At 52.1% G+C, this 24,721-nt stretch carries 16 protein-coding genes; 4 read left to right on the plus strand and 12 right to left on the minus strand.

Annotation, left to right across the window (positions count from 1 at the left end):
* Window positions 1–30: 30 nt before the first annotated feature.
* The 5 genes from B156_RS0128265 to B156_RS0128285 form a co-directional block, all read right to left on the minus strand.
* A complete protein-coding gene (locus B156_RS0128265) occupies window positions 31–1,356 on the minus strand; it encodes an ABC transporter permease (protein WP_018623181.1) in 1,326 nt (441 codons plus the stop codon).
* Window positions 1,357–1,470: 114 nt separating this feature from the next.
* Window positions 1,471–2,388 carry an ABC transporter ATP-binding protein gene (locus B156_RS0128270; RefSeq protein ID WP_018623182.1) on the minus strand — a complete coding sequence of 306 codons (918 nt, stop codon included), beginning with the start codon at window positions 2,386–2,388 and terminating at the stop codon, window positions 1,471–1,473.
* A 178-nt stretch (window positions 2,389–2,566) separates the two neighbouring features.
* Window positions 2,567–2,995, minus strand: coding sequence for an RDD family protein (locus tag B156_RS0128275; protein ID WP_018623183.1), 429 nt, complete (start codon window positions 2,993–2,995; stop codon window positions 2,567–2,569).
* An 87-nt stretch (window positions 2,996–3,082) separates the two neighbouring features.
* Entirely contained in the window at window positions 3,083–4,327 is a 1,245-nt protein-coding gene (locus tag B156_RS0128280; RefSeq protein WP_018623184.1) for a dicarboxylate/amino acid:cation symporter, read from the minus strand.
* Window positions 4,328–4,526: 199 nt separating this feature from the next.
* On the minus strand, window positions 4,527–4,985 hold the full coding sequence (locus tag B156_RS0128285; RefSeq protein WP_018623185.1) for an SRPBCC family protein: 459 nt from the start codon (window positions 4,983–4,985) through the stop codon (window positions 4,527–4,529).
* A 100-nt stretch (window positions 4,986–5,085) separates the two neighbouring features.
* On the opposite strand from B156_RS0128285, the gene B156_RS0128290 reads away from it, so the two are divergent.
* Window positions 5,086–9,153, plus strand: a complete 4,068-nt coding sequence (locus tag B156_RS0128290; RefSeq protein ID WP_245563882.1) for a hybrid sensor histidine kinase/response regulator transcription factor — start codon at window positions 5,086–5,088, stop codon at window positions 9,151–9,153.
* A gap of 190 nt (window positions 9,154–9,343) precedes the next feature.
* A complete protein-coding gene (locus B156_RS0128295) occupies window positions 9,344–9,739 on the plus strand; it encodes a LytR/AlgR family response regulator transcription factor (RefSeq protein WP_018623187.1) in 396 nt (131 codons plus the stop codon).
* 148 nt (window positions 9,740–9,887) lie between these two features.
* Here B156_RS0128295 and B156_RS0128300 read toward each other — a convergent pair whose 3' ends face one another.
* The 7 genes from B156_RS0128300 to B156_RS0128330 all read right to left on the minus strand — a co-directional run bounded on the left by B156_RS0128300 (window position 9,888) and on the right by B156_RS0128330 (window position 18,790).
* The gene (locus tag B156_RS0128300) at window positions 9,888–10,691 is read right to left on the minus strand and encodes an FAD binding domain-containing protein (RefSeq protein WP_018623188.1); all 804 of its coding nucleotides are present in this window, start codon (window positions 10,689–10,691) and stop codon (window positions 9,888–9,890) included.
* A gap of 6 nt (window positions 10,692–10,697) precedes the next feature.
* Window positions 10,698–13,070 carry a xanthine dehydrogenase family protein molybdopterin-binding subunit gene (locus tag B156_RS0128305; protein WP_018623189.1) on the minus strand — a complete coding sequence of 791 codons (2,373 nt, stop codon included), beginning with the start codon at window positions 13,068–13,070 and terminating at the stop codon, window positions 10,698–10,700.
* Window positions 13,071–13,081: 11 nt separating this feature from the next.
* Window positions 13,082–13,651, minus strand: coding sequence for a (2Fe-2S)-binding protein (locus tag B156_RS0128310; protein WP_018623190.1), 570 nt, complete (start codon window positions 13,649–13,651; stop codon window positions 13,082–13,084).
* A gap of 81 nt (window positions 13,652–13,732) precedes the next feature.
* Window positions 13,733–14,176 carry an SRPBCC family protein gene (locus B156_RS0128315; protein ID WP_084757936.1) on the minus strand — a complete coding sequence of 148 codons (444 nt, stop codon included), beginning with the start codon at window positions 14,174–14,176 and terminating at the stop codon, window positions 13,733–13,735.
* Window positions 14,177–14,321: 145 nt separating this feature from the next.
* Window positions 14,322–15,473 (minus strand): cysteine desulfurase family protein, encoded by a 1,152-nt coding sequence (locus tag B156_RS0128320; protein WP_018623192.1) that lies wholly within the window; start codon window positions 15,471–15,473, stop codon window positions 14,322–14,324.
* Window positions 15,474–15,905: 432 nt separating this feature from the next.
* Window positions 15,906–17,438 carry a glutamine-hydrolyzing GMP synthase gene (guaA, locus tag B156_RS0128325; RefSeq protein ID WP_018623193.1) on the minus strand — a complete coding sequence of 511 codons (1,533 nt, stop codon included), beginning with the start codon at window positions 17,436–17,438 and terminating at the stop codon, window positions 15,906–15,908.
* A gap of 122 nt (window positions 17,439–17,560) precedes the next feature.
* Window positions 17,561–18,790, minus strand: a complete 1,230-nt coding sequence (locus tag B156_RS0128330) for an exo-beta-N-acetylmuramidase NamZ family protein (protein ID WP_018623194.1) — start codon at window positions 18,788–18,790, stop codon at window positions 17,561–17,563.
* A gap of 616 nt (window positions 18,791–19,406) precedes the next feature.
* On the opposite strand from B156_RS0128330, the gene B156_RS0128335 reads away from it, so the two are divergent.
* Window positions 19,407–19,811 (plus strand): hypothetical protein, encoded by a 405-nt coding sequence (locus B156_RS0128335; protein WP_018623195.1) that lies wholly within the window; start codon window positions 19,407–19,409, stop codon window positions 19,809–19,811.
* A 122-nt stretch (window positions 19,812–19,933) separates the two neighbouring features.
* The gene (locus tag B156_RS32020; protein ID WP_018623196.1) at window positions 19,934–24,508 is read left to right on the plus strand and encodes a leucine-rich repeat domain-containing protein; all 4,575 of its coding nucleotides are present in this window, start codon (window positions 19,934–19,936) and stop codon (window positions 24,506–24,508) included.
* Window positions 24,509–24,721 lie beyond the last annotated feature (213 nt).

Here is a 24,721-nt window from a genome sequence, read left to right on the forward strand (position 1 = left end):
TACCGAAGACCAAAAACCGTAAACCTCCTTTTAGCCTTTATAAAACACCCATTTCGAGAGTTCGCGGAAGGAGGTTTTCTTGCCGTACATCAGGATACCTACGCGGTAAATCCGGGCGGCCAGCCAGGTGGTGCCGATAAAGCCCAGTATCAACAGCCCCATCGATACGGCCAGTTGCCAGCCGGGTACTCCGAACGGAATACGAACCATCATGACCACGGGCGAGGTGAACGGAATCATGGATGTCCAGACCGCCAGGGGTCCATCGGGGTCGCGGACGGCAATCTGGGCGAACGCAATGGCCGCGATGATGGGCATCATAATCGGGAACATAAACTGCTGCGTCTCCGTTTCGCTATCCACAGCGGCTCCAACGGCCCCAAATAAAGCACTATACAGCAGATAACCACCCAAAAAATAGAACAGGAAACAGCCAATAATCAGGGGAATGTTCAGGGTGTCAATGGCTTTCATCACATCGGCAACAGGGTTATTCCCATTGGCCATTTTTTTCTGAACATCATCCTGACCGGGCATCGCTCCCATCCGGCTATCCATGGCCGAAGTCGCCTTTTCTTTTGGTTGGCCAATCAGTTTGGTACCGATGGTAAACAGTCCGGCCGTGAGCACAATCCAGAGCATAAACTGGGTCAGCCCTACCAGCGCCACGCCAATAATTTTGCCCATCATCAACTGAAAGGGTTTCACCGACGAGATGATGACCTCCACAATCCGGCTCGTTTTCTCTTCCATCACGCCCCGCATCACCTGCGTTCCGTAAATGAGGACGGAAATGTAAATCAGGACGGCGCAAAAACCGCTGATAATGGTGGTAACGATGCCGTTACTGCTTTTCTCCCCGGCATCGCTCAAACTAATCGTCTGCGCATCGACGTTGACTTTGGCATCCTGAATTATCTTCTGGGTGATGCCCGCTTCGCCCAGCTTAATGGTTTCGATCTCTTTGGCAATGTCCCGTTCGATATTACTTTGCAGGGATAAGCTAACACTCTTTTCGGCAAAAATCTGGACCGTTTTCGGCTGTTCGATTACGTCTTTCGGAATAAAAACCAGGGCGTTGTAATCGTCTTTCACAAACGTCTTCTTGGCCGTTGCCAGTGGCGTTTTCAAAAAGGAATATGCCGTTTCATCGTCGTTTTTAAACTTTCCATCAAAGCGGCCACTCTCGTCGATAACGGCGATTTTCTTTTGGTTGATGGAGCTGACAGCGGCCCAGCCAATAATAGCATAGAAACCAAATATGAGCAATGGTCCCAGAATCGTCATGATAATAAACGATTTTTTACGCACCCGGACCAGGTATTCGCGTTTGATAATCAGGAAAATTATGTTCATAGTTGTAAAGAGTGAATGAGCGAAATTATGCCGCCGATGCGGCTCGAACGAGTGAAATCAGACCGCTGAAGCGAAGCGAAAGATTCCGTCATGAGATGACTTTCGCTCAGTCTATCAATCATTGTTGTCTCCTACTGTCTGGATAAAGATTTCGTTGATGCTGGGGATATTTTCGCCGAAGGAGCGGATAGCCACCCGGTCGAGCAGGTGCCGGACCAGGTCATTGACGGCGGCATCGGGGGGAATCTTTATGTCGGCCCGAATAAAGCCATCTTCGGTCTGGCGGGTATTCATCACCGTAAAAGCCGTTGGCAGATCGTTCAGTGTACCCTGGTATTCAACGTGGTAGGTATTGGTTTTAAATTGCTCCTTAATGTCGCGCTTAGCCCCATCGAGTACTTTGCGGGATCGGTTGATAAGCGCAATATAATCACACAGCTCTTCTACCGATTCCATGCGGTGGGTGGAAAAAATAATGGTCTTGCCTTTGTCGCGCAGCTCCAGAATTTCGTCTTTTATCAGGTTGGCATTGATGGGGTCGAACCCGGAAAAAGGTTCATCCAGAATAATCAGGTCGGGTTCGTGCATAACCGTAGCCACAAACTGAATTTTCTGCTGCATCCCTTTGGATAAGTCCTGCACCTGCTTCTCCCACCAGGTCTTGATGTCGAACTTGACAAACCATATTTTCAGCTTGTCCATCGCCTGCTTTTCGGTGAGTCCTTTTAATTGGGCCAGATAAAGCAACTGCTCGCCCACCTTCATTTTTTTGTACAGCCCCCGCTCTTCGGGCAGGTAGCCAATACGTTTGATGTGGTCGGGCTTGAGTCGCTCACCGTCCAGAATTACCTCGCCCGAATCGGGAGCCGTAATCTGGTTGATGATACGAATAAGGGACGTTTTACCGGCTCCGTTGGGGCCAAGCAACCCAAAAATACTGCCTTTGGGTACAACCAGACTGACATCGTCCAATGCCCGGTGGGCGGCATATTGCTTGACGATGTGATGGGTTTCAAGGATATTATCAGTCATTTAGAATAGGGAAAGACCGGGAAACGATTACCAATGGCCAAACTACGCCCGGCTACCGTGTATTGGCAACTAATTTACGGATGAACAGTCAACCGGTCGTACAAACGGTGATAAAAAAAGCCCCAACCGGCAAAGGGTGGGACTTTCATTATCTGTAGGCTGGTACGCATCAAACTTTTTATGCTTTGACAACGATGGTCTTCGCCCATTTGTCGCCGAATCGTTTCCGGTCATCGCTAAATACCATCAGGGCATCGATAAGATTAAAAAACGGAATCAGCAGGGATACCTGCCGGGTTATAGCAGTACCATAATCTCCGACCAAACTCGCCCCGGTATCTTCTTTAACCGCCTTGATGCCCATCAGTTTTTTGCCGACACTCTGCCCGCCCAGAAAACCAGCCGTTTCGGGCAACGCATCTTTCGTCAAGGCGTAGGCAATGGCAATAAAGTAGCCAATCACGACCAGTTTGTAGGAAACAACGAGCAAAAGCCACGCGGGCAGATACCCGATGATTCCGTCAATGAAGACGGCCACGAATCGCTGCAATGGACTGGCTTTTACAAGGGTACTGACGGAGGTGTACGAAGATGGCTGCACAGGCATACGGGGTTTATAAGTAGAATAATCGATTGATTGTCAATTGACTGCCTAACCTACAAAATCACCCGCAAATACCCGGGCTATATTTTATTAAACGGCAATTTCATCCGTTTCAACAGGTTGCGTCCTGAATTCTCCCTCCCATTTGGACACGATACAGGTGGCTACCGCATTACCCGCTACGCTCGTTGCCGAGCGCCCCATATCCAGTACCTGGTCGATACCCAACAGCAGGGCCAGCCCCTCGATGGGTAAATTGAACAGCGACATCGTACCGGCAATGACCACCAGAGAGGCTCTGGGTACCCCGGCAATTCCTTTGGAGGTAATCATCAGCGTGAGCATCATCGTTATCTGCTGTTCAACACTGAGCGGCACGTGATACGCCTGCGCGATAAAAGCAGTGGCGAAGGTCATGTAGAGCATGGACCCATCCAAATTAAAGGAGTACCCCAGGGGCAGCACAAACGAAATAATCCGTTCGGAGCAGCCAAACCGGCGCAGTGCTTCGATGGTTTGCGGAAACGAAGCCTCCGAACTGGCCGTACTGAACGACAGGATAATAGGTGCCCTGATTTCGCGCAACAGAGCCAGATACGGAATACGGGCCACCAGACAAATGACCGCCAGAACGACGAAGACAAAGAAGAGCAAGCCGCCAAAAAAACACAGAATCAGGTACACATACCCGCCCAGAATACCCAGCCCCTCGCGGGCTACTACGGCTGCAATGGCACCCAGCACGCCAAAGGGAGCGAAGGCCATAACATAGCCCGTTACCTTGAACATGATGTGCGAGAGGGCATCCAGTGCCTTAACCATAATTTTACCCTGCGCCCCAACCGACCCGACGGCAATGCCAAAGAAGATGCTGAACACCACAATCTGAAGAATTTCGTTGGTGGCGAGCGCGTCGATAAAACTCGTTGGAACGATGTGTTCGATAAAGTTATTGAAGGTCAGTTTTTGAACCTCAACCCCCGTATCCGTACCTTTGGCGGGCAGGGGCAGACTCATTACTTCGCCGGGTTTCATAATATTGACTACCAGCAATCCGACAATTAGGGACAAAATAGTGGCAAAATAGAAGTAAGCCAGGGTTTTCAGCCCAATACGCCCTACCGTACCAAAGTCACCCAGTTTGGCAATGCCCACAACCAGTGTGGCAAATACCAGTGGCCCAATGATCATTTTGATGAGCCGAAGAAAAATCTTGGACAGGATGTTCAGGTCGGTACCCGAAAAGCCCGACCCATCGTCCGGGAAAAAATAACCAATGGCGATACCCAGTACCATGCCCAGGAAAATGCGTGTTGTCAGATTGGGAAGTTTCATTCAGTAAAATAGATAGCCTGTTTAAACAAATGTAAAAGAATCCAGCCGTTTCCTGAAACTGTTTTGGCTTCAGAAACGGACCGCAAGTCCCTTCAATAGCTTTTGGTACTATGCCGAATACACCATTTTGTTGTTCGCTAAATCTCCCTGCCTTAATTATGCAACTTAATCAGTAGGGTAACTTATGTAATTTTTTACGTTATGGATGCCCAAATACCCGCTTGTACACCGGTTTCCGGCACGCAAATTGTAGCCATAATACCGGATAAAGGAGATAATCGGCCAAACGGAAGGGGCCGCGAAAGGTGATGTCATCAACGATAATGGTTTGCTCGTTGCCGGTATGGTCATCCGTAGCGCGCAGCAGCCGGTGTTTGTGATGCCAGTAACCCAGAAAAAAAGGAAGCTGAGTACCCTGGTCGATAAAGTAAATCTCCTCCGGGCTGGTTTGCTGTTCGATGATGGTACTAATCCAGCTCTGACGAAAAAGGATGAAATTCAGCTGTAGATGAACAATGTCACCGGGCATACACCCATCGAACCGGATTACTTTTACGGGAGGGAAGGCGGGGGAAAGACGTTCAAACAGCACTCGGTCAAACCCAGCCCATACGGTTGCCACTGGTTGATTGACCCGGGTTTTAAGTATAATGTGCATAACAGGTAATTAAATTGTGAAGCTCATAACGGAGAAATATACATACTTTTTTGTCGATGAACGTTTTGAAAAATGGTCAGGGACGCCGGTGTGTATACGTTTGCGTTGGTATCTACATGCCGGAGTTCGATTAGTTGACCATACGCGTGACCAGTTGATACCCCGAAACTGGCTAATCTGTTTGCTTATTACGGGCTTACTCACCCTGCCCGTCCGGGTTTTTGCCAGCACACCAGAGCCGGAGTACCTCACCGTACGAAACGGTTTACCACAGGGGTTCATCAGTTCGATCATCCAGGACCAGCAGGGATTCATCTGGCTCGCCACGCGCGATGGTCTTTGCCGGTATGATGGTATTCACTTCCGTATCTATACCCACATTCCCCAACAGACGCATTCCCTTTCTTTCGGGAGCATCTACGAAATAAAGCAAGATACTACCGGTAAGTTATGGATTCGAACGGAGAACAACCATATCGATTATTTTGACCCGGTAACGGAGCGGTCGAATCGAATTTCTAACACCAGTGCATTCAGGCAGGCACTGGGTCGGGATAAACTCGTTGGTATCCAGCCCGATGAAGCAGGAAACGTTTGGGTAGCGACCCAGACGAATGGTTTTTTTCGATTGAATGCAAACGGTTCGATTTCGCACCAACACCGGACCTTTCAGCGCGACGCCGTTCAGCCTGTACTGCACAGCTTGCTGGTCGACCGCCGGAAACGGGTCTGGTTAGCCACGCAGGACGGACTTTTCCGGTACGACTCCGACACCAAGCAGCTAACGCCCTTTCAGCAGGCACAGGGGTTACCCCAGAATGAGGTGTACCAGGTACACGAACGAAAAAACGGCGAGTTCATGCTCGGCTTTCCCGGCTATTTTGCCCTGTTCGACCCCGTGAGTGGCCGCGTTCGGCAGGTAGTGGATTTGCCCAATGAACCCGGCTTACCCCTGTTTGCTACCGACTCGCACGGCGTTGACTACGTCAATCAAAATCGCTATACCGACAAAAAAGGACTGGTTTCGCTCTTCGGGAGCCCATCCTTTCAATCGCCTAAACTCGCCCGATTCTCTACAATATCCCTGCTTATCGACCGGACCAATGTCCTCTGGCTTGGCCTCAACGGCGACGGAGTAATAAAATACGATTTAAACAAACGCCCCTTCCAGACCTGGCCACACAGCCGTAATTTCCAGACCGACTGGCTAACCCAGCAACTGGGCATCCCCAATGATGCTATTCCGGGGGCTATCCGGCAGCAGTCCCCCGCCAGTATCCGGTACCAGTTCGACGGACGTGGTGTGCTCTGGATAAGCAGTCGGCAAACTGTCCCCTACCAGTACGACGCTTCCCGCCAAACCTTCACTCCAATAGTACCTACCGGTATCGAAACGCGCTGGCTCAAAAACGGCAATTTTCGGTTTACAGCGATGGCTACCGGAGCACAGGGTGAACTTTGGGGCCTGCTGGGGCCCGACAATCAGGCGGTTGTGCGCTACAACCCCGATAAAAAGAGTTTTACGGCCTTTCCGCTGCCCATACCACCCAACCACCCTTATGTTATAACGGCGATGGTGGTGGATGGCGGGCGCGTTTATCTGGCAACCGAAAACCAGGGACTGTTACGGGCCGACCTGTCCCAAAAGCGGCTTATTCACTGGAATAGTGTACCGGCTGATCCCCAGTCTTTACCGGGCAACTCACTGCTGTGCCTCGTTCAGGACCCAAGGCACTATAACTTCCTCTGGATTGGCACGTTTGGCGAGGGCCTTTGTCGGCTGGATAAGATAACGGGGCAGATTAAGCGGTTCACCATTGGGCAGGGCTTATCTAATAATGTCATTTACGCCATCCAAACCGACAAGCAGGGTCATCTGTGGTTAAGTACCAACCGGGGTCTGGGCCGGTTCGACACCCGCACGTACGAAGTGCGAAGCTACATGAGTGATGATGGCTTACCGAGTGAAGAATTTAAGCAGTTCCATGATGTCGCCCTACCCGATGGCCGCCTGATTTTTGGCGGTATTGGTGGTTATACCGTGTTTAATCCGGTCCGGATTCGGGAAGATGCGGTAAAAGCGGTAGTGGCCCTAACGGGACTCCGCATCAATAACCAACTGGTCACGGCTGCCATGCCGGATTCACCCCTCCAGAAGGTCATTAACGAAACAGCTGAAATAGTCCTGTCCAGCGGGCAAAACTTTTTATCCATCGACTTCGCAGCCCTTGAATATAACCAACCGTATAAAAATCAGTACCGGTACAAACTCATTGGTCTGGATAAAGACTGGGTATACAGTGGAAATGTATCGACGGCTACGTATACTAACCTGCCCCCAAATAAGTATACATTCATTGTCAATGCCTCCAACACATCGGGCGTCTGGAGTCCGTCCAGTCATTCGCTGGGCATCGTTATCAAACCGCCCATCTGGGCAACCTGGTGGGCCTACTTGGGTTACGCATTGCTGGTGGCAGGTGGAATTGTGCTGTTTCTCAGGGTTCGTATCCGTCGTATGCAACAGAAGGGTCAGTTGAAACTGCGGGAACAGGAATCCTTGCAGTTAAAACACCTGGATGAGGTAAAAAGCCGGTTTTTTGCCAATATCACTCATGAACTGAGAACACCTCTGACCCTGATTCTAACACCGTTAGAACAGGTAATCCAGGACTCGGTCAACTCGCCTTACTACAACCGTCTTTCGCTGATCTACCGTAATGCCAGCCGTCTGCTGCGGCTTATCAACGAGTTACTCGATCTGGCCAAACTCGACGCCGGCAACCTGACAATAACACCTACCCCCGCCGATTTGCCGGAGTTTATCCAGCGTACGGTCGGCTCCTTTATGGAAGAAGCAAAACGAAAGCGCATACGGTTACAGTTGACGAGCACTTTCGAGCAGCCTTATTACTGGTTCGATCCGGATAAAATTGAAAAGATAGTGAGTAACCTGCTATCGAATGCACTAAAATTCACGGATGAAGACGGTTCGATAAACGTGTTTGTTAAGGCGACTCCGATTGATTCGGCACTGGCCAATTCAATGAACAGTGACCTGGTGAAACTCATTGTTCAGAATACCGGTACTGTAATTCCGGATCAAAAACTGCCGCGTATTTTCGACCGGTTTTACCAGATTGACCCACAGGCAGAGGGAGCTATTGGTGGCTCAGGTATTGGCCTGGCCCTGGTGAAAGAATTAGTTGAGATGATGCAGGGTACTGTGCTGGTAGCCAGTCAGCCCGGCCACGGAACAACCTTCACCATTGAGTTGCCCTGCCGACAGGCCCGGGCGGGTATGGTAGCCGAAATAAAACCGAGTGAACCCTCATCGGCAGGTATCGCCACGGTACCCGCTACCGACTATACCGACACGGCCGATGAAAAAGTGTACCGAATTCTACTGGTAGAGGATAATGATGAACTGGCCGACTATATCCTGTCTACCCTGAAAACGGAAGGCCGTATAAAGCGGGTCAGCAATGGTCGGCTGGGGGTATCAGCCGCCCTGGCCGATGGTCCCGATATTATTGTCAGCGACGTGTTGATGCCCGAAATGGATGGCTACGAATTATGCCGCCAATTGAAGGGGAACCCTATCACGAATCACATACCGATAATTCTGCTCACGGCTAAAGCGTCAGTTGATAGTCGGCTGGAGGGATTGATGGCGGGTGCGGATGATTATTTGGCCAAGCCATTTCAGGTCGACGAGTTACGGGGGCGGGTTCGCAACCGGCTGGAACTCCAGGCACGAACGCGTCAGCATATCCGGACCCAGCTCCTGGGAGCCGGTAACCTGCCTACCACCAGCAAGGACCCGCAGGATGAATTTATGAACCGGATTTATAGTCTGCTGGAAGAACGGCTGGACGATACCACATTTGGGGTTGAACCCCTGGCCATGGCAATGAACATGAGCCGGATGCACCTGAACCGAAAAGTAAAAGTAATGACCGGACTGACTCCCATTGAACTTATACGGGTCATACGGCTTCGAAAAGGGGCTGAACTGTTGCTCTCCGGTATGTCGGTATCGGAAACGGCGGACCGGGTTGGCTTCGATACCGCAGCTTATTTTTCAAAAGTATTTAAGGAACAGTACCACCTAACCCCCTCTGACTATATCGATCAACACCGCGATGAAGTAGCCCGGAATCAATAAACGCGGGACTTGCCCCTTTTTTCGTGTCTCAAAACGGTTTTCCCTGCCTTTTGCCCTTTATTTCCCTCTTTTCAGCGGGCGCGGGCATCCTATGTTACAAACTTTATAGACCTTGTTACAAATGAGCAGGGTGAGGGTAGACATTAAACTTAGTATTGCATCAGTATTATCCTCTAAATACTCTGCGCTCATGTCAACCTCTACTTTACCCTTTTCCAGCCGTTCCGCATCAATAGAGTGGCCCCCTCTCAAACTCTATCTTCGGGAAACGGGCCGTCAACTTTTCTCCGTCACTGACCTAGTTTACCTCCAGGCCGTTGCCAACTATAGCTGGCTGAACTGGGCCGATGGCCGGCGTATGCTCATGCCCCGTACCCTTAAATATTATTCCCCCCAGTTACCACCGGAGATGTTCGTCAGACTCCATCGAAACTGCGTAGTCAACCGGTTCTTCGTTGACCGGCTGGAGCGTACGGATACGGGTGGACTGGTTCATCTGAGCACCGGCGAGGTGCTACCCGTTTCGCGCAGACGATGGACCCAGGTAAGACGGCAGTTTGCTGCCTACCGAATGAATGTGAATTAACTACCAACGGCTTCTTATCAACAACAAAGCAGGTTCTCGCATCGAACTAGTTCAATGCGAGAACCTGCTTTGTTGTCCCTCTACGATTCCCCGAAAATTACCAGCCTGTTTTAATCCGCGCCATCCGCGTTTCAGGCTTTACACACTATCAGGCAACGGCCTCCAGGGCCCGCTGCAAATACACGCTGGCCAGGTGTACCCGGTATTTCTCCGAGGCAAAATTATCCGACATGATGGACTGCCCCCTACCAACGGGTCCGGGTTCCTGGCCGCTATTCAGATTTCCCTCCACGTCCGTGTCCCGAAATGGCGTATCCGATACCCCAGAAAAGGCAACGCTTACCTGTCCATCGGCCTGTTTTACAATCGCACAGCCAACGAGGGCGTAGCGGGAGGCAGGCTGTGCAAACTTCTGATAGGTCGATTTACTACCTGCCGACACCGGCACCCGAACCTGCGTAATAAGCTCATCCTCGTGCAACGCGGTACTGAACAGGCCCGTAAAGAAATCGGTGGCGGGAATGGACCGCTCTCCGTTGGAGCCGGTCACCACAATGGTGGCGTTGGCCGCCAGCACCAGCGCGGGCCAGTCGGCGGAGGGGTCGGCGTGGGCCAGGGAACCGCCAATGGTTCCCCGGTTTCGTACGGCCGGGTCACCAATGTGGGCTGCGCCCTCGGCAAACAGTGATAGTTTCTCTTTCACCAGTTGCGAGTCGGCAATTTCGGCGTGGGTCGAACCGCCCCCAATCACCAGTTCGTCGCCATCCATCGAAATTCCTTTCAGTTCAGGTATCCGGCCCACATCCACCAGCGTGTCGGGCATGTTCAGGCGCAGTTTCATGGAGGGTATCAGGCTATGTCCGCCCGACAGGGCTTTTCCGCCCCCGGCCAGCATGGATACCGCTTCGGCAATGCTGCTGGCCCGTTTGTAGTCAAAAGGGTAGGTTATCATGGTAGTTTAGTTCATGGCCTGCCACACCCGTTCGGAGGTGAGGGGCATCAGGATATCTTTCGGTTTATGACCGGCACTCCAGAGTGCGTCGATTACAGCGTTCACTACGGCGGGGGTCGAGCCAATAGCACCGGCCTCCCCGGCTCCTTTCACACCCAGTGGGTTATGCGGGCAGGGTGTCACCTGACGGTCGGTCTCAAACATGGGCAGGTCGTCGGCGCGGGGCATGCAGTAGTCCATGTATGAACCATTGGTCAACTGCCCGTTTTCGTCGTAGATAGTTCCCTCAAACAACGCCTGTCCGATTCCCTGTGCCAGACCACCGTGAATTTGGCCGTCCACAATCATCGGGTTAATCACGTTACCCACGTCATCCACCGCAATCATGCGTTTCAGCGTTACCTTACCCGTTTCTTTGTCCACTTCCACCACTGCAATATGGCAACCGAAGGGATAGGTGAAGTTGGCCGGGTCGTAGAAACTGGAGAAGTCAAGTCCTGGCTCCAGCCCCGCCGGATAAATGTGTGGTACGTAGGCCGTCAGGGCCACATCGCCAAAACTGATGGATTTGTCGGTGCCTTTCACCGTCCATTTCCCTTCGGCGTATTCAAGGTCCCCTTCGGCGCATTCGAGTTTGTGAGCCGCAATTTTGCCCCCCTTTTCCAGAATTTTATCGATACTTTTCACGATGGCCGAACCACCCACCGCCAGCGACCGCGAGCCGTAGGTCCCCATACCAAACGCGATGGTGTCAGAATCACCGTGAACAAGGTCAACATCATCCATGGGGATACCGAGCTTATCGGCCACTACCTGCACGAAGGTTGTTTCGTGGCCCTGCCCGTGCGAGTGCGAACCGGTAAATACGCTCACTTTCCCCGTGGGCTGCACCCGCACCTGCGCCGACTCGAACAAGCCCGCCCGCGCACCGAGGGAACCCACCACCGCCGAGGGCGCAATACCACAGGCTTCGACGTAGGTCGAGAAACCAACGCCAAGAATCTTATTGGTTTTGGCCGCTTCAGCCTGCTCTTTCCGGAAATCGTCATAGGCCAGCATTTCCAGCCCTCGTTTCAGCACAGCCTCGTAGTTGCCCGAGTCGTATTGCAGAGCCACCTGCGTCTGGTAACCCGGCTGCTCCACGCCATCGAAGGGGGGAATAAAATTCTGGAACCTGAGTTCGGCCGGGTCTCTACCCATTTCGAGCGCGGCCAGGTCCATCAGGCGTTCGAGCAAGTAGGTTGCTTCGGGTCGTCCGGCTCCCCGATAGGCATCGACGGCAACGGTGTGAGTGAACACACACGTCATGTCGATGTTGATTTTGGGGGTCGTGTACAGTCCCTGCAACAGTGTACCGTGCAGGTACGTCGGAACAGCGGGCGCAAACGTAGACAGGTACGCGCCCATGTTGGCCACCGTCTTTATCCGCAGCCCCAGAATGTTCCCGTCGGCATCGAAGCCCATCTCAGCTTTGGTGGCGTGGTCGCGGCCGTGGGCGTCGGTCAGAAACGCTTCCGACCGGTCGGAGGTCCATTTTACGGGTTGCCCGAGTTGCTTCGACGACCAGGTTACCAGCGCTTCTTCGGTATAATGATAGATTTTCGACCCGAAGCCACCACCCACATCCGGCCCCACTACCCGCACTTTGTGTTCGGGAATACCCAGCACAAAAGCGCACATCAGCAGTCGAATCAGGTGCGGATTCTGGGTGGAGGTGTACAGCGTGTACTTGTCGAACGTTTCATCGTAAGAGCCGATGTAGGCACGGGGTTCCATGGCATTGGGCACCACCCGCTGGTTGACGAATTCGAGTTCGGTGATATGGGCCGCCTTTTCCATGGCCGCATCTACCTCTTCAATGGGGTTGCCAAAGGTCCAGTCGAATGCCTTATTATCCGGGAACTGCTCGTGTACTTTGGGAGCATCGGGCAAAAGGGCGTCGGCGGGTGCTGCTACAGCGGGTAGCTCCTCCCACTCCACCATCACCAGTTCGGCGGCATCGATGGCAATATCTTTAGTTTCGGCAATAACCACTGCTACGGCATCTCCTACGTGTTTGGCGGTGCTGCCCGTCGGAATCAGCATGGGGTGTTTAGGCTCCCGCATGGCTTCGCCATCGCGGAAATTCACCTGCCAGCCGCACGGTACCCCGTTGACATCGGCCAAATCGTCGCCGGTATAAATGGCGATAACGCCCGGCATGGCTTTCGCTTCGTCCAGGTCAATGCTACTGACGCGGGCGTGGGCGTAGGGGCTGCGTACAAAGTGGGCATGGAGCATGCCGGGTAGTACGATATCGTCGGTGTACCGCCCTTTTCCGGTAATAAACCGCTTGTCTTCCCGGCGTTTTATCGACTGTCCTATGAATTTATTACTCATGGTTCGCTTAGTTAGTGGGTTTCTACGACTTCGCCGGTTGTTACATCGTTGGTGAACAGGTGTTTGTCAGCGTCTATCGGCTCTTCCTGTTGGTTGGGTTCAGGTTTCGTCGTATGCGTAGCCGCCCATTGAATCGACTTCACAATGTTGTGGTAGCCCGTGCAGCGGCAAATGTTACCCTCCAGCGCGAATCGAATTTCCTCTTCCGAAGGAGTAGGGTTCCTCTTAAGCAGATCCGCAGCGGTCATAATCATGCCCGGTGTACAGTAGCCGCACTGTAGCCCGTGACACTCTTTGAAGCCTTCCTGCAACGGATGAAGTTGCATAGTCGTGGGGGTATCCTGGATAGCCAGCCCTTCAATGGTCGTTACGGAGCAACCATCTGCCTGAGCCGCCAGCAGGGTACATGACTTTACGGCTCCCCCATCCAGGTGAACCGTACAGGCTCCGCACGACGATGTATCACACCCAACATGGGTGCCGGTCAGCTGCAGCGTGTCGCGGAGAAAATACACCAGCAGGGTTCGGTCTTCGACCTCGGCCTTACGGGCTTTCCCATTTACGTTAATCTCGACTTGCATAGTTAGTTTACTGGTTTAGAGACGAATGAAGAGTCAATGATGAATTATAAATGATGAATTATACCCACTGGCAAACATTCATCATTCATGTATGAGGGCTTCGTCGAAGTTGGCGAAGAACTGTTTGGTGAGGGTATTGGCAACGCCCGAAATAACCCGCTGACCCGTGCGGGCCAGTAAACCCGACAGCCGGGCGTCGCCATCGAAAGTCAGTTCGGTCTGGTCGTTATCGAGGGATTTTAGCGCGATGTTGATGAGCGCGTCGGCGTTGCCTATTTTGCTGGTCTGCTTGACGTGCAGACTATAGCCTTCATTTTCGCGAATGTTCAGCAGCGACAGATTACCCGAAAAGGAACCACTTACGGGGCCCATTTTGATTTCGGCCAGGGCTTTGTACTGGTTGTCGTCAATCTGTTCGAGGGAGGATACGGCGGGGACAATCCGGGCTAGGGTCACCGGGTCCATCAACATAGTCCAAACTCTGCCGACGGGGGCATTCAGCACATGGGTTCCGGAAAGTTGCATGGTAAGTTAAAAACGAGCGTTGGTCCTAAAACACGGTATTAGGGGCAATATACCTACTGCCTGTCTAACTATAGCCCAATTTTATCGTTTTTTTATACCATCCGTTTTTTTGTGCAACTTTCTGAATGAAAATGGGGTAAACCCTTCAACAAAGCCGGTTGACAACGGCTGTTACGTGCCGGATGGCAGCCTCTACTTCAGCTTCGGTGGTAAAGCGTCCCAGACTAAACCGTACCGAACTGTAGGCCAGGTCGTCGGAGAGTCCCATTGCTTTCAGTACGTGTGAGGGGTCGGTGGAAGCGGAGGTGCAGGCCGACCCGTTGGAAACAGCCAGCTCGTTCAACAGCAATAACAGTAACTCGCCATCCACGCCCGGAAAGCAGATATTGGTGGTATTGGGTAACCGGTGCTCCCGGCTCCCGTTGATCGTCGCACCGGGAAGAGTAGCCAGAATACCCGCTTCGAGCTGGTCGCGCAGGGCTGAAATTCGTTTGGCTTCGGTAGGTAAGTGGCGTTGCGCCAGTTGGGCCGCTTCGCCCATGCCAACGATACCCGGCACGTTGAGGGTGCCCGACCGGTGGCCCCGCTCGTGCCGTCCGCCATCCTGCTGGGCACTCAAAGGCACCTGCCTGCGGACGAGTAAAGCCCCTACCCCTTTGGGACCGTAAAATTTGTGCCCCGACAAACTCAGCAAATCAACAGCACTATCGGTAAACGAAAAGGGCATTTTGCCGATAGCCTGAGTAGCATCGGTATGAAACAAAACACCGTGTTTGTGCGCGATTTCGCCAATTTCCTGAATGGGTTGCAGCACGCCCGTTTCGTTATTGGCCGCCATGACCGATACCAGTACGGTGTTTGGCTGAATGGCGGCTTCAACCTGGTCTGCCGCAATCAGGCCATCGGTACCGGGCTGGAGATACGTGATTTCAGCACCCCGCCGGGACAGGTGTTCGCAGGTATCCAGAACGGCTTTGTGCTCCGTGCTGACGGTGATGATATGGCCGGGTTGCTGGCTCGCTCCCTGGTGCCGACTGGCTTCCCAAACGCCTTTAAGGGTCAGATTGATGGATTCTGTGGCCCCACTGGTGAACACTACCTCTTTCGGACTGGCATCCAGCAAATCGGCCAGTTGCTGCCGGGCATCCGCAACGGCCTCTTCGGCTTTAGCCCCGAAAACATGCGTGCGCGATGCGGCATTGCCAAAATGCGGGCCAAAATAAGGCAGCATCGCTTCCAGCACCAGCGGGTCGACGGGGGTAGTTGCGTTGTAGTCGAAATAGGACGGGTAGTTCATGGCGTGTCCTGATTGATCCCCTGATTACAAGTCAAAACAAAAAACTATCTCCTCAGGCACAAGGCTTTTAGTAGTACTGGTATTGGCAATTGGGCGCTTGAACCTGACTCAATGCCATTTCATGTCCCTACCTGATTTCCTTCGTTGGTAAAAAACCCCCATTCGTCGGTAAAAAACCGGAATTGGGCGATTTATTTATACTAGCAGTAGATTATTTCCTTATTTTCGGGTTGGGTTAACTTCCTGACAGGGTTAAGTTAACATTTCCACCGGCTTGTGCTTAGTACTCAATTCAACATTTGCTCTGCTTTCCGCGACTTCTCCACCTAATCAGGTTTGATGAAACCCTGTCGAAAAACGGGTTGCCCTGGGGCAACCCGTTTTCTTTATCCGATTAATCAGCACGATACGCACTGCGTTCAACCGCAACGGTTACTCCCACTCAATGGTGGCGGGTGGCTTGGAGGATATATCGTACACTACCCGATTTACACCTTTCACCCGATTAATAATTTCATTAGAAATATCGGCCAGGAACTCGTAGGGCAGGTGCGCCCAGTCAGCGGTCATGCCATCCACGCTCGTTACGGCCCGCAGAGCCACTACCCGTTCGTAGGTTCGTTCGTCGCCCATAACCCCAACGGACTGTACGGGCAGTAGCATGGCTCCCGCCTGCCAGACCTTGTCGTACAGCCCATCGCGTTTGAGACCGTCGATGAACAGCGCATCAACCTGCTGGAGAATAGCTACCTTTTCGGGGGTAACATCGCCCAAAATCCGAATGGCCAGCCCCGGTCCGGGGAACGGGTGCCGACCCAGAATGGCTTCGGGTAGTCCCAGAGTCCGGCCCACGGCCCGTACTTCATCTTTAAACAGGGTATTTAGTGGCTCAACCACTTTCAGTTTCATAAAATCGGGCAGGCCACCCACGTTGTGGTGGGATTTGATGGTAGCCGACGGCCCTTTGACCGATACCGATTCAATGACGTCGGGGTAGATGGTCCCCTGCCCCAGCCACGACACCCCTTCAATGAGGTGCGCTTCCTGGTCGAACACGTCGATGAACGTTTTACCGATGGCTTTCCGTTTGGCTTCGGGATCGGTCAGGTCAGTCAGGGCGGTGTAGAACTGTTCCTTCGCGTCAACGCCTTTTACGTTTAGTCCCAGCGTTTTATACGACTCCAGCACCCCCGAAAATTCATCTTTCCGCAGCAGGCCATTGTCCACAAAAATGCAGTACAGGTTCTTGCCAATGGCCTGATGAATGAGCATGGCGGCTACCGACGAATCGACGCCCCCCGACAGGCCCAGAACAACCTTATCGTCACCAATTTTTTCTTTCAGCTGCGCCACCGTCGATTCAGCAAACAGTTCCGATGTCCAGTCCTGCGCACAGCCGCAGATATCCACCACAAAGTTGTGGAGCAGGGTTTTGCCTTGCAGGGAATGGGTAACCTCCGGGTGAAACTGAATGCCGTAGGTTGGTTCATCTGCTACTTGAAAGGCGGCTACCCGCACGGTATCGGTAGAGGCAATAATCCGGAAAGTATCGGGAACCGTGGTAATCGTATCCGCGTGCGACATCCACACCTGCGAGTGCGGGTCGATGCCCTTCATGAGTGGATTTCCGGCCTCGACGGTGCCGAGTTTGGCCCGGCCGTACTCGCGGATGGCCGATGCCTGCACCTCCCCCCCGCTGGTATGCGCCAGCAGTTGCGCGCCGTAGCACACCCCCAGAATGGGCAGTTTGTGCCGGAAAGCAGCCAGTTGTACCTCGGGAGAATCGGCATCCCGAACGGACGCCGGACTGCCGGAGAGAATGATACCCTTTACATCGGACGTAATTGCAGGGAGGCTATTATAGGGATGGATTTCGCAGTAAACGTTCAGTTCGCGCACCCGACGGGCGATAAGTTGGGTGTATTGCGAACCGAAATCCAGAATCAAAATCTGTTCGGTGGCCATGATAGGTCTCTAAAATGCAAAGGTAAGCCAAAGAGTGAAAGAGCGAAAGAATGAATGAGTTAAAGATGCCCGCTCCACTCATTCACTCATCCGCTCTTTCACTCTTTGGTACTTTCGCTCTTTCAATCCGGATACAGCAGGTATTTCTTTCGCTTTATCTTATACGCGTTCAGGGCGGGTTGCCAGCTTTTGCGGATTTTGGCGGGTGATACGCCTGCCAGCAGTTGAAGCCGGAGCTGGTCGGTGCCCGCCAGTCGGTCGATACCATTATTAGCCAGAAAGAACTTACTTTTATTGGTAGACCGGTTGAAGAAGTCGAAGAAATAATCCAGCATCAGCCCGTCTTTCGGGATAGCTACCTTCGTCAGGTCGAGACCGTAGCAAAGCTGCCCTTCGAGGGGGGGATTGATGGCACCCGGTTTATCGACGGGGGTAAACGTGTAGGGGCCGTATTTGGTGTAGGGCGAACCGATTACCTGAAACTGTTTGTCCGTTCCGCGCCCCACGCTAACCACCGTCCCCTCAAAAAAGCAGAGGGATGGGTATAGTAAAACCGCCTGCTGGTTGGGCAGATTGGGAGACGGCGGTATGGGCAGCGTATAGGGTGTATTGTGCGTGTAATTTTTCAGAGGTATTACCGTGAGGGCACAGGTCTTAGACCCGGCCAGCCAGCCTTCGCCATTGACCATCCCGGCCAGTTCGCCAATGGTCAGGCCGTACGCAACGGGGATGGGGTTCAGACCAACGAATGATTTGAACTTCGGTTCGAGTACCGGTCCATCCACGTAATGCCCATTGGGATTCGGGCGGTCCAGCACAATCATGGGTTTGTTGGCTTCGGCGCAGGCTTCCATAGCATACTGCATGGTACTGATAAAGGTATAAAAGCGCACGCCCACATCCTGAATATCGAAGACAACCACATCCAGCGAATCCATCTGCTGTCGGGTCGGCTTGTAGTTTTTACCGTACAGCGACGTAATCATGATGCCCGTTTTAGGGTCGCGTTCGCTGTTGATTTTTTCGCCGTCGGTAGCCTGCCCCCGGAAGCCGTGTTCAGGGGCAAAAATAGTTTTAATGGTAATGCCCCTGGCCAGCAGACTATCGACCAGGTGGGAACGGCCAACCCGCGAGGTATGGTTGACGACCATACCCACCCGCTTACCCTGCAACGCAGGCAGGTACAGGTTCATCTGGTCGGCCCCGGTCTGGATTGACCCAGTCTGGATTGACCCAGTCTGGATAGTTCCGGTTTGGTTAGCTCTCTCAGCCGGTGTCCGGCTCGTTTGCGCCTGACAGTTAACCATCAGGAGCAGGAAGCCACTAAAAATGAGTTTTCTCACAATAAGCATACGTATACAAAGTAAACCAGGGGCAAAGAAAAGCCTGCGTGTAGGGTTGAACGACGAATTTTCCCCGAAAGGTATTGTTCTTTTCTGAACGGTTTAAAAGGACTAAGCAAAGAAACCTGAATAAACGACTTGTCTCGCCTTGTATCCTAGGCCTGGCTCGGTATCATCCGCATAAGTTCCTGGAGCGGGTTTACGGGTTCGCGCGGCTTCACTTATTCACTTGTGTCCATGCCTCCTTCCCTTACTCTGACTAAACTCGATAGCATTACAGGTAGATTTAGTAGAACATACCCCTGATTTTGTTCACCAAAGGGATGTCTTTAAGTGAATAAACGGAGTGCACCACCTATCAATTTGGGACATTTTTTGGTCAATTTGGGACATTCCGCTCTCCTCGGACTATCGCCTGTTTGTTCGTTAGAAAATTGTTCATACGTTTAACTCAATCAACTCGACAACCACTTTCCGGCAGTGGTGAAACCCGCACCTACTTGTACTTTTCAGGCGGTGCAAATAGTCCATACTTTAGTCTGGCCATCGTTAACTATTTGGTGTATCACTAAACCTAATAAATTACCCAATCAAACCCTTTTCTCAACTATTTCACCACAGTTTTATGAAAACTATCTACCGTTTACCCGTCCGCCTTTACGGATTCCTGCTCCTGATGGGGGCAATGGCTTTGGCCCTCGCAACGACGGCAACGGGCCGTACTCCCTTGGCCGACCCGCTGGCACTCATCCAGCCAACTTACGATTGCGCAACGGGCGCTTTTAAATTCAACACCACCGGGGGCGATGGCTCGACCATCACCTACTTTGCTCCTGGCATCACCGGGCCTACCACTAATCCTAACCAGTTTGTGGATGCCGGACTGCGGCAGGCCGCCGATGCCAAACCCATTTCCCTTTCGGCCACCCAGAGCGGAGTAACGGCCACCTATGTGTTCGACCTGCGGGCCACCTGCCCGGTTGGGACCAATCCCCCGGGCAAACCAATCAGGACCGGGCCATTCTGGTAGAACTTTATAACGCCACCAACGGCCCGAACTGGACAAATAGAACCAACTGGCTGCAGGGTGACAGCCCCTGTAACTGGTTTGGCGTAACCTGCGACGGAAACGGTCGGGTTACAAAACTTAACATGGTCAACAACAACATGACGGGGATACTCCCTGCCAGTTTGGGTAATCTATCGCAATTACAATCGCTCGTTATTTTCCAGAACCCAATAGCGGGGACTCTACCAGCCAGCCTGGGCAATCTAAGTCAGTTAACGAGCCTTAACATTGAATATACTCAGATAAACGGCGAAATTCCGGCCAGTTTGGGCAATCTTCCCAGGTTGACCAGTCTATTCTTGGCACAGAACCAACTGACTGGTATAATCCCGGCGAGTCTGGGTAAGTTAACACAACTGGAAAATCTTTATCTATTTGGCAACAGTCTTACTAAGTGCATTCCAGCCGAGTTAGCTTCGCTGTGCGGAAAAGATGTACTTATAACATCAGGGGCAAAGCCCGATAGTTATTTCACTACCTTCTGTAGCAATGGAACCGGAACCTGTTCCACTACGCCAACAACGGGTAATTTGACCCTCACTCAGCCCACGTATGACTGCGCTACGGGAGCTTTCAAATTCAACACCACCGGGGGCAATGGCTCGCCCATTACGTACTTTGCCCCCGGTATCACCGGTCCTACCACCAACCCTAACCAGTTTGTGGATGCGGGCCTACGCCAGGCGGCTGATGCCAAACCCATTTCCCTTTCGGCCACCCAAAGCGGTGTAACGGTGACGTATGTGTTCGACCTGCGGGCCACCTGCCCAATTGGACCCAATCCTCCTGTGCAAACCAACCCCGACCGGGCCGCCCTAGTAGAGCTTTACAACGCTACGAATGGGCCGGGATGGACCAGAAAAACTAACTGGCTTCAGGGTGACAGTCCTTGCAACTGGTTCGGAGTAAAGTGTGATGGTACCGGACGGGTGACCGAACTTAGTTTGAGTGGCAATAATCTGAATGGAACACTGCCCGCCAGCTTTGGCAACCTGTCGCAGTTAACCTATTTGAACCTGGGACAAAATCAGCTAAGCGGTTCAATTCCCGTCACGCTAGGCAATCTATCGCAGCTGAAAAGCTTCTTACTACCTAACAATCAACTGACTGGCTCTATTCCGGCTAGTTTGGGAAACCTGTCGCAACTCACATACCTAACCCTACAAGTCAATAGATTGACCGGTCCCATTCCCGCCAGTTTGGGAAACTTAGCCAATGTGCAATTCCTCCTTCTGGATAGCAATCAGTTAAGTGGGACTATCCCCGCTAGTCTGGGCAACCTATCGCAGGTATTGTATCTCCAGTTATCAGGTAATCGGTTAAGTGGTAACATCCCAAACGAGTTAAGCAATTTACCTAAGTTAATAGGACTTTCTCTCTTGAGTAATCAATTGAGTGGGTCTATTCCCGCCAATTTTGGCAATTTATCTCAGTTAACTTCCCTCCAACTACAAGATAACCAGTTGAGTGGTCCTATTCCTCCTTCGCTGGGCAACCTGACACAACTACAGTCCCTTAGCCTGTTTAACAATCAGTTAAGTGGTTCTATTCCCGTCGATCTGGGCAGATTGACCCGGCTGTTAAACATGTCACTTAGTAATAACCAGCTGAGTGGCTGCTTTCCAAACGAACTGGCTTCCTTATGCGGTAAAAGCGTTTCCATGTCGAACAACCCCGGCCTGCCGGGTGGTGGTAATTTCGACAATTTCTGTAGCACCGGAACAGGCTCCTGCTCCCCTCCGTCAAGCAGCTCACTTACACTCACTCAACCCACCTACAACTGCACTACCGGAGCCTTTACATTCAACACCACCGGGGGCAATGGCTCGACCATTACCTACTTTGCTCCTGGTATCACCGGGCCGACTACCAACCCCAACCAGTTTGTGGATGCCGGACTGCGGCAGGCCGCCGATGCCAAACCCATTTCCCTTTCGGCCACCCAGAGCGGGGTAACGGCCACCTATGTGTTCGACCTGCGGGCCACCTGCCCCATTGGGCCCAATCCCCCCGTTCAAACCAATAATGACCGGGCTATTCTGGTAGACCTCTATAATGCAACCAAGGGGCCAATTTGGGTAAACAAAACCAACTGGCTACAGGGCGATAGTCCCTGCAACTGGTTTGGCGTGAGTTGCAATGAGAATGGACGGGTCATAAAACTTAGCTTAGGAAGTAACAACCTAACCGGTACACTCCCCGCCAGTTTGGGCAACCTATCGCAGTTGGAAAGTCTCATCTTACGAAGGAATGAATTGAACGGCTCTATTCCAGCCAATTTGGGCAGTTTATCCAGTTTAATTGATCTTTATTTAAACAATAACCAGTTAAGTGGGAACTTGCCCGCGAGCTTAGGTAACCTCTCGAAGGTCGCGTATTTCCAACTCGAAGCTAATAAACTGACGGGATCAATTCCGGCCAATCTAGGAAATTTATCACAGGTACAGTCTCTTGGGTTAAACGATAATCAGCTGACGGGAGAAATTCCAGCTGAGTTAGGTAATTTAAAGAATTTGACAGGTCTTAACCTGAATGACAACCAGTTAAGTGGCCCTATTCCAGCCAGTTTGGGAAATCTGTCAAAAGTGTTAGTCCTCTATCTATCGGTCAATAAATTAAGCGGCTCCATTCCAGCCAGCCTGGGTAGCCTCAGCCAAATACAGTACATTAATTTTTCCGGAAACAGGCTGACCGGATCTATTCCGGCCAGCTTGGGCAATTTATCGCAGATAAAAAGTCTACTTCTAATCAACAATTCCCTGAGTGGCTGTTTCCCAGCCGAGTTGGCCTCTTTATGCGGCAAAGATGTATTATTACTAGGTAACCTTGGCCTACCGGGTGGTGGCGACTTTGCCAGTTTCTGTATCAACCGAACCGGGGCCTGCACCGGTACGCCGACACCGGGCAATCTTGCACTCACGGCTCCCACCTACGACTGCACTACGGGAGCTTTTACATTCAACACCACCGGAGGGGATGGCTCGACCATCACTTACTTTGCTCCTGGCATCACCGGCCCTACTACTAACCCCAACCAGTTTGTGGATGCCGGACTGCGGCAGGCCGCCGATGCGCAACCTCTTACCCTGTCTGCCACCCAGAGCGGGGTAACGGTGACGTATCGATTCGATCTGCGGGCCACTTGCCCCATTGGTACAAATCCTCCTGTACAATCTAATCCCGACCGGGCAATCCTGGTCGACTTATATAATTCCACCAATGGACCAGGCTGGAGACTCAATAACAACTGGTTACAGGGCGATAGCCCCTGTAATTGGTTTGGGGTTAAGTGTGATGTTACTGGACGAGTGACCGAACTTAGTTTAAGCGGCAATAATCTAAATGGAACACTCCCTGCCAGTTTAGGTAACCTGTCGCAGTTAACCTATTTGAGTCTAGGACAAAATCAGATAAGTGGCTCGATTCCCGCCACGTTGGGTAACCTGTCGCAGTTGAAGAGTCTTTTATTGTTTACTAATCAGCTAAGTGGTCCTATTCCAGCTAGTCTAGGTAACCTGTCGCAACTCACGTACCTAACCCTACAAACCAATAGGCTGACCGGTATCGTCCCTGTCAGTTTGGGAAATTTAGCCAATGTGCAATACCTCCTCCTGGATAACAACCTGTTGAGTGGCCCAATCCCGGTTAGTTTAAGCAATCTATCACAGGCACTGTACCTGCAATTATCAAACAATCAGTTAAGTGGCAACATCCCGGGAGAGTTGAGCAATTTACCTAAGTTGGTAAGTCTTATTCTCTTTGGGAATCAATTGAGTGGGTCTATCCCCACCGGTTTGGGCAACTTAACGCAGTTAGAGGCTCTCCAGCTACAAAGAAATCAGTTAAGTGGTCCCATTCCAGCTACGCTGGGTAACCTTACTCAACTAAGGTTCCTTTTTCTGGACAATAATCAGCTGAGCGGTTCTATCCCCGCCAGTTTGGGCAGATTAACCCAGCTAGTGAACATATCGCTAAATACTAACCAACTAAGTGGTTGCTTCCCAACGGAGTTGACTTCCCTATGCGGCAAAAGCGTTCTGATGACGGGTAACCCTGGCCTGCCCGGTGGTGGTGATTTTGCCAGTTTCTGTAGCAACCGAACGGGAGCGTGTCCTGTGACACCAACCACGGGCCTGTCCCTTACCCAGCCTACGTACAACTGCGCAACGGGAGCGTTCAAATTCAATACCATCGGGGGTAATGGCACTCCCATCGAGTATCAGGCACCCGGCATTACGGGCTGGACGACCAACCCAAACCAGTTTGTCGATAAAGAATCCCGCACCGCCAACGACGTGCAGCCCTTTATGCTCATGGCCCGCCAGAGTGGTACCGTCGCTACCTACACCTGGAACCTGAAGCAGGCCTGCGGACGGGCACGCGTAGCCACCGAAGAAGTGGGTACAACCTTGTCGCTTCAGGTATTGGGCAACCCCGCCCGTGAGCAGGTGCGGGTACTGATTACCGGAGCCGAAGGGCAGCCCGTGCAGTTACGGCTTACCGACTTGCAGGGTCGCCTGCTGGAAAGCCGCACGGTGGAGCAGGCAGGCGCATCCGAAGAGCAACGGTTCCAGCTGGATCAGGCCGGGCCGCACCTACTCCTGTTGCAGGCAACTAAGCAACAGCAGGTTCGCACCGTCAAGATTGTCCGGCAGTAACCGCCCTCCCATTATATGCACTACTGTCAACAGGCTCCGGGTTCCCCAGGGCCTGTTGGCAGTAGTGCGTTTTGCGGCTATAAAGGCGTAGTTGTGCCAATTTGCAAACACATCTAAGCCAATAAACAATTTTCGATGAAAGCAATTCACGTAATTCTATTCTCTCTGATAGGTCTACTAACTCCGGTGTTGGCCCAGTCGACAACATCCACC

Origin of the sequence: Spirosoma luteum DSM 19990, assembly GCF_000374065.1 — a bacterium.
GTDB classification, from domain to species: domain Bacteria; phylum Bacteroidota; class Bacteroidia; order Cytophagales; family Spirosomataceae; genus Spirosoma; species Spirosoma luteum.

Excerpts from the sequence above, each read along its gene's own strand:
- B156_RS0128270 (WP_018623182.1), bottom strand. The coding sequence starts at position 2,388 with ATGACTGATAATATCCTTGAAACCCATCACATCGTCAAGCAATATGCC.
- B156_RS0128265 (WP_018623181.1), bottom strand. The coding sequence starts at position 1,356 with ATGAACATAATTTTCCTGATTATCAAACGCGAATACCTGGTCCGGGTG.
- B156_RS0128295 (WP_018623187.1), top strand. The coding sequence starts at position 9,344 with ATGTCAACCTCTACTTTACCCTTTTCCAGCCGTTCCGCATCAATAGAG.
- B156_RS32020 (WP_018623196.1), top strand. The coding sequence starts at position 19,934 with ATGGTCAACAACAACATGACGGGGATACTCCCTGCCAGTTTGGGTAAT.
- B156_RS0128335 (WP_018623195.1), top strand. The coding sequence starts at position 19,407 with ATGAAAACTATCTACCGTTTACCCGTCCGCCTTTACGGATTCCTGCTC.
- B156_RS0128275 (WP_018623183.1), bottom strand. The coding sequence starts at position 2,995 with ATGCCTGTGCAGCCATCTTCGTACACCTCCGTCAGTACCCTTGTAAAA.
- B156_RS0128280 (WP_018623184.1), bottom strand. The coding sequence starts at position 4,327 with ATGAAACTTCCCAATCTGACAACACGCATTTTCCTGGGCATGGTACTG.
- B156_RS0128320 (WP_018623192.1), bottom strand. The coding sequence starts at position 15,473 with ATGAACTACCCGTCCTATTTCGACTACAACGCAACTACCCCCGTCGAC.
- guaA (WP_018623193.1), bottom strand. The coding sequence starts at position 17,438 with ATGGCCACCGAACAGATTTTGATTCTGGATTTCGGTTCGCAATACACC.
- B156_RS0128310 (WP_018623190.1), bottom strand. The coding sequence starts at position 13,651 with ATGCAAGTCGAGATTAACGTAAATGGGAAAGCCCGTAAGGCCGAGGTC.
- B156_RS0128300 (WP_018623188.1), bottom strand. The coding sequence starts at position 10,691 with ATGATAACCTACCCTTTTGACTACAAACGGGCCAGCAGCATTGCCGAA.
- B156_RS0128285 (WP_018623185.1), bottom strand. The coding sequence starts at position 4,985 with ATGCACATTATACTTAAAACCCGGGTCAATCAACCAGTGGCAACCGTA.
- B156_RS0128315 (WP_084757936.1), bottom strand. The coding sequence starts at position 14,176 with ATGCAACTTTCCGGAACCCATGTGCTGAATGCCCCCGTCGGCAGAGTT.
- B156_RS0128330 (WP_018623194.1), bottom strand. The coding sequence starts at position 18,790 with ATGCTTATTGTGAGAAAACTCATTTTTAGTGGCTTCCTGCTCCTGATG.
- B156_RS0128305 (WP_018623189.1), bottom strand. The coding sequence starts at position 13,070 with ATGAGTAATAAATTCATAGGACAGTCGATAAAACGCCGGGAAGACAAG.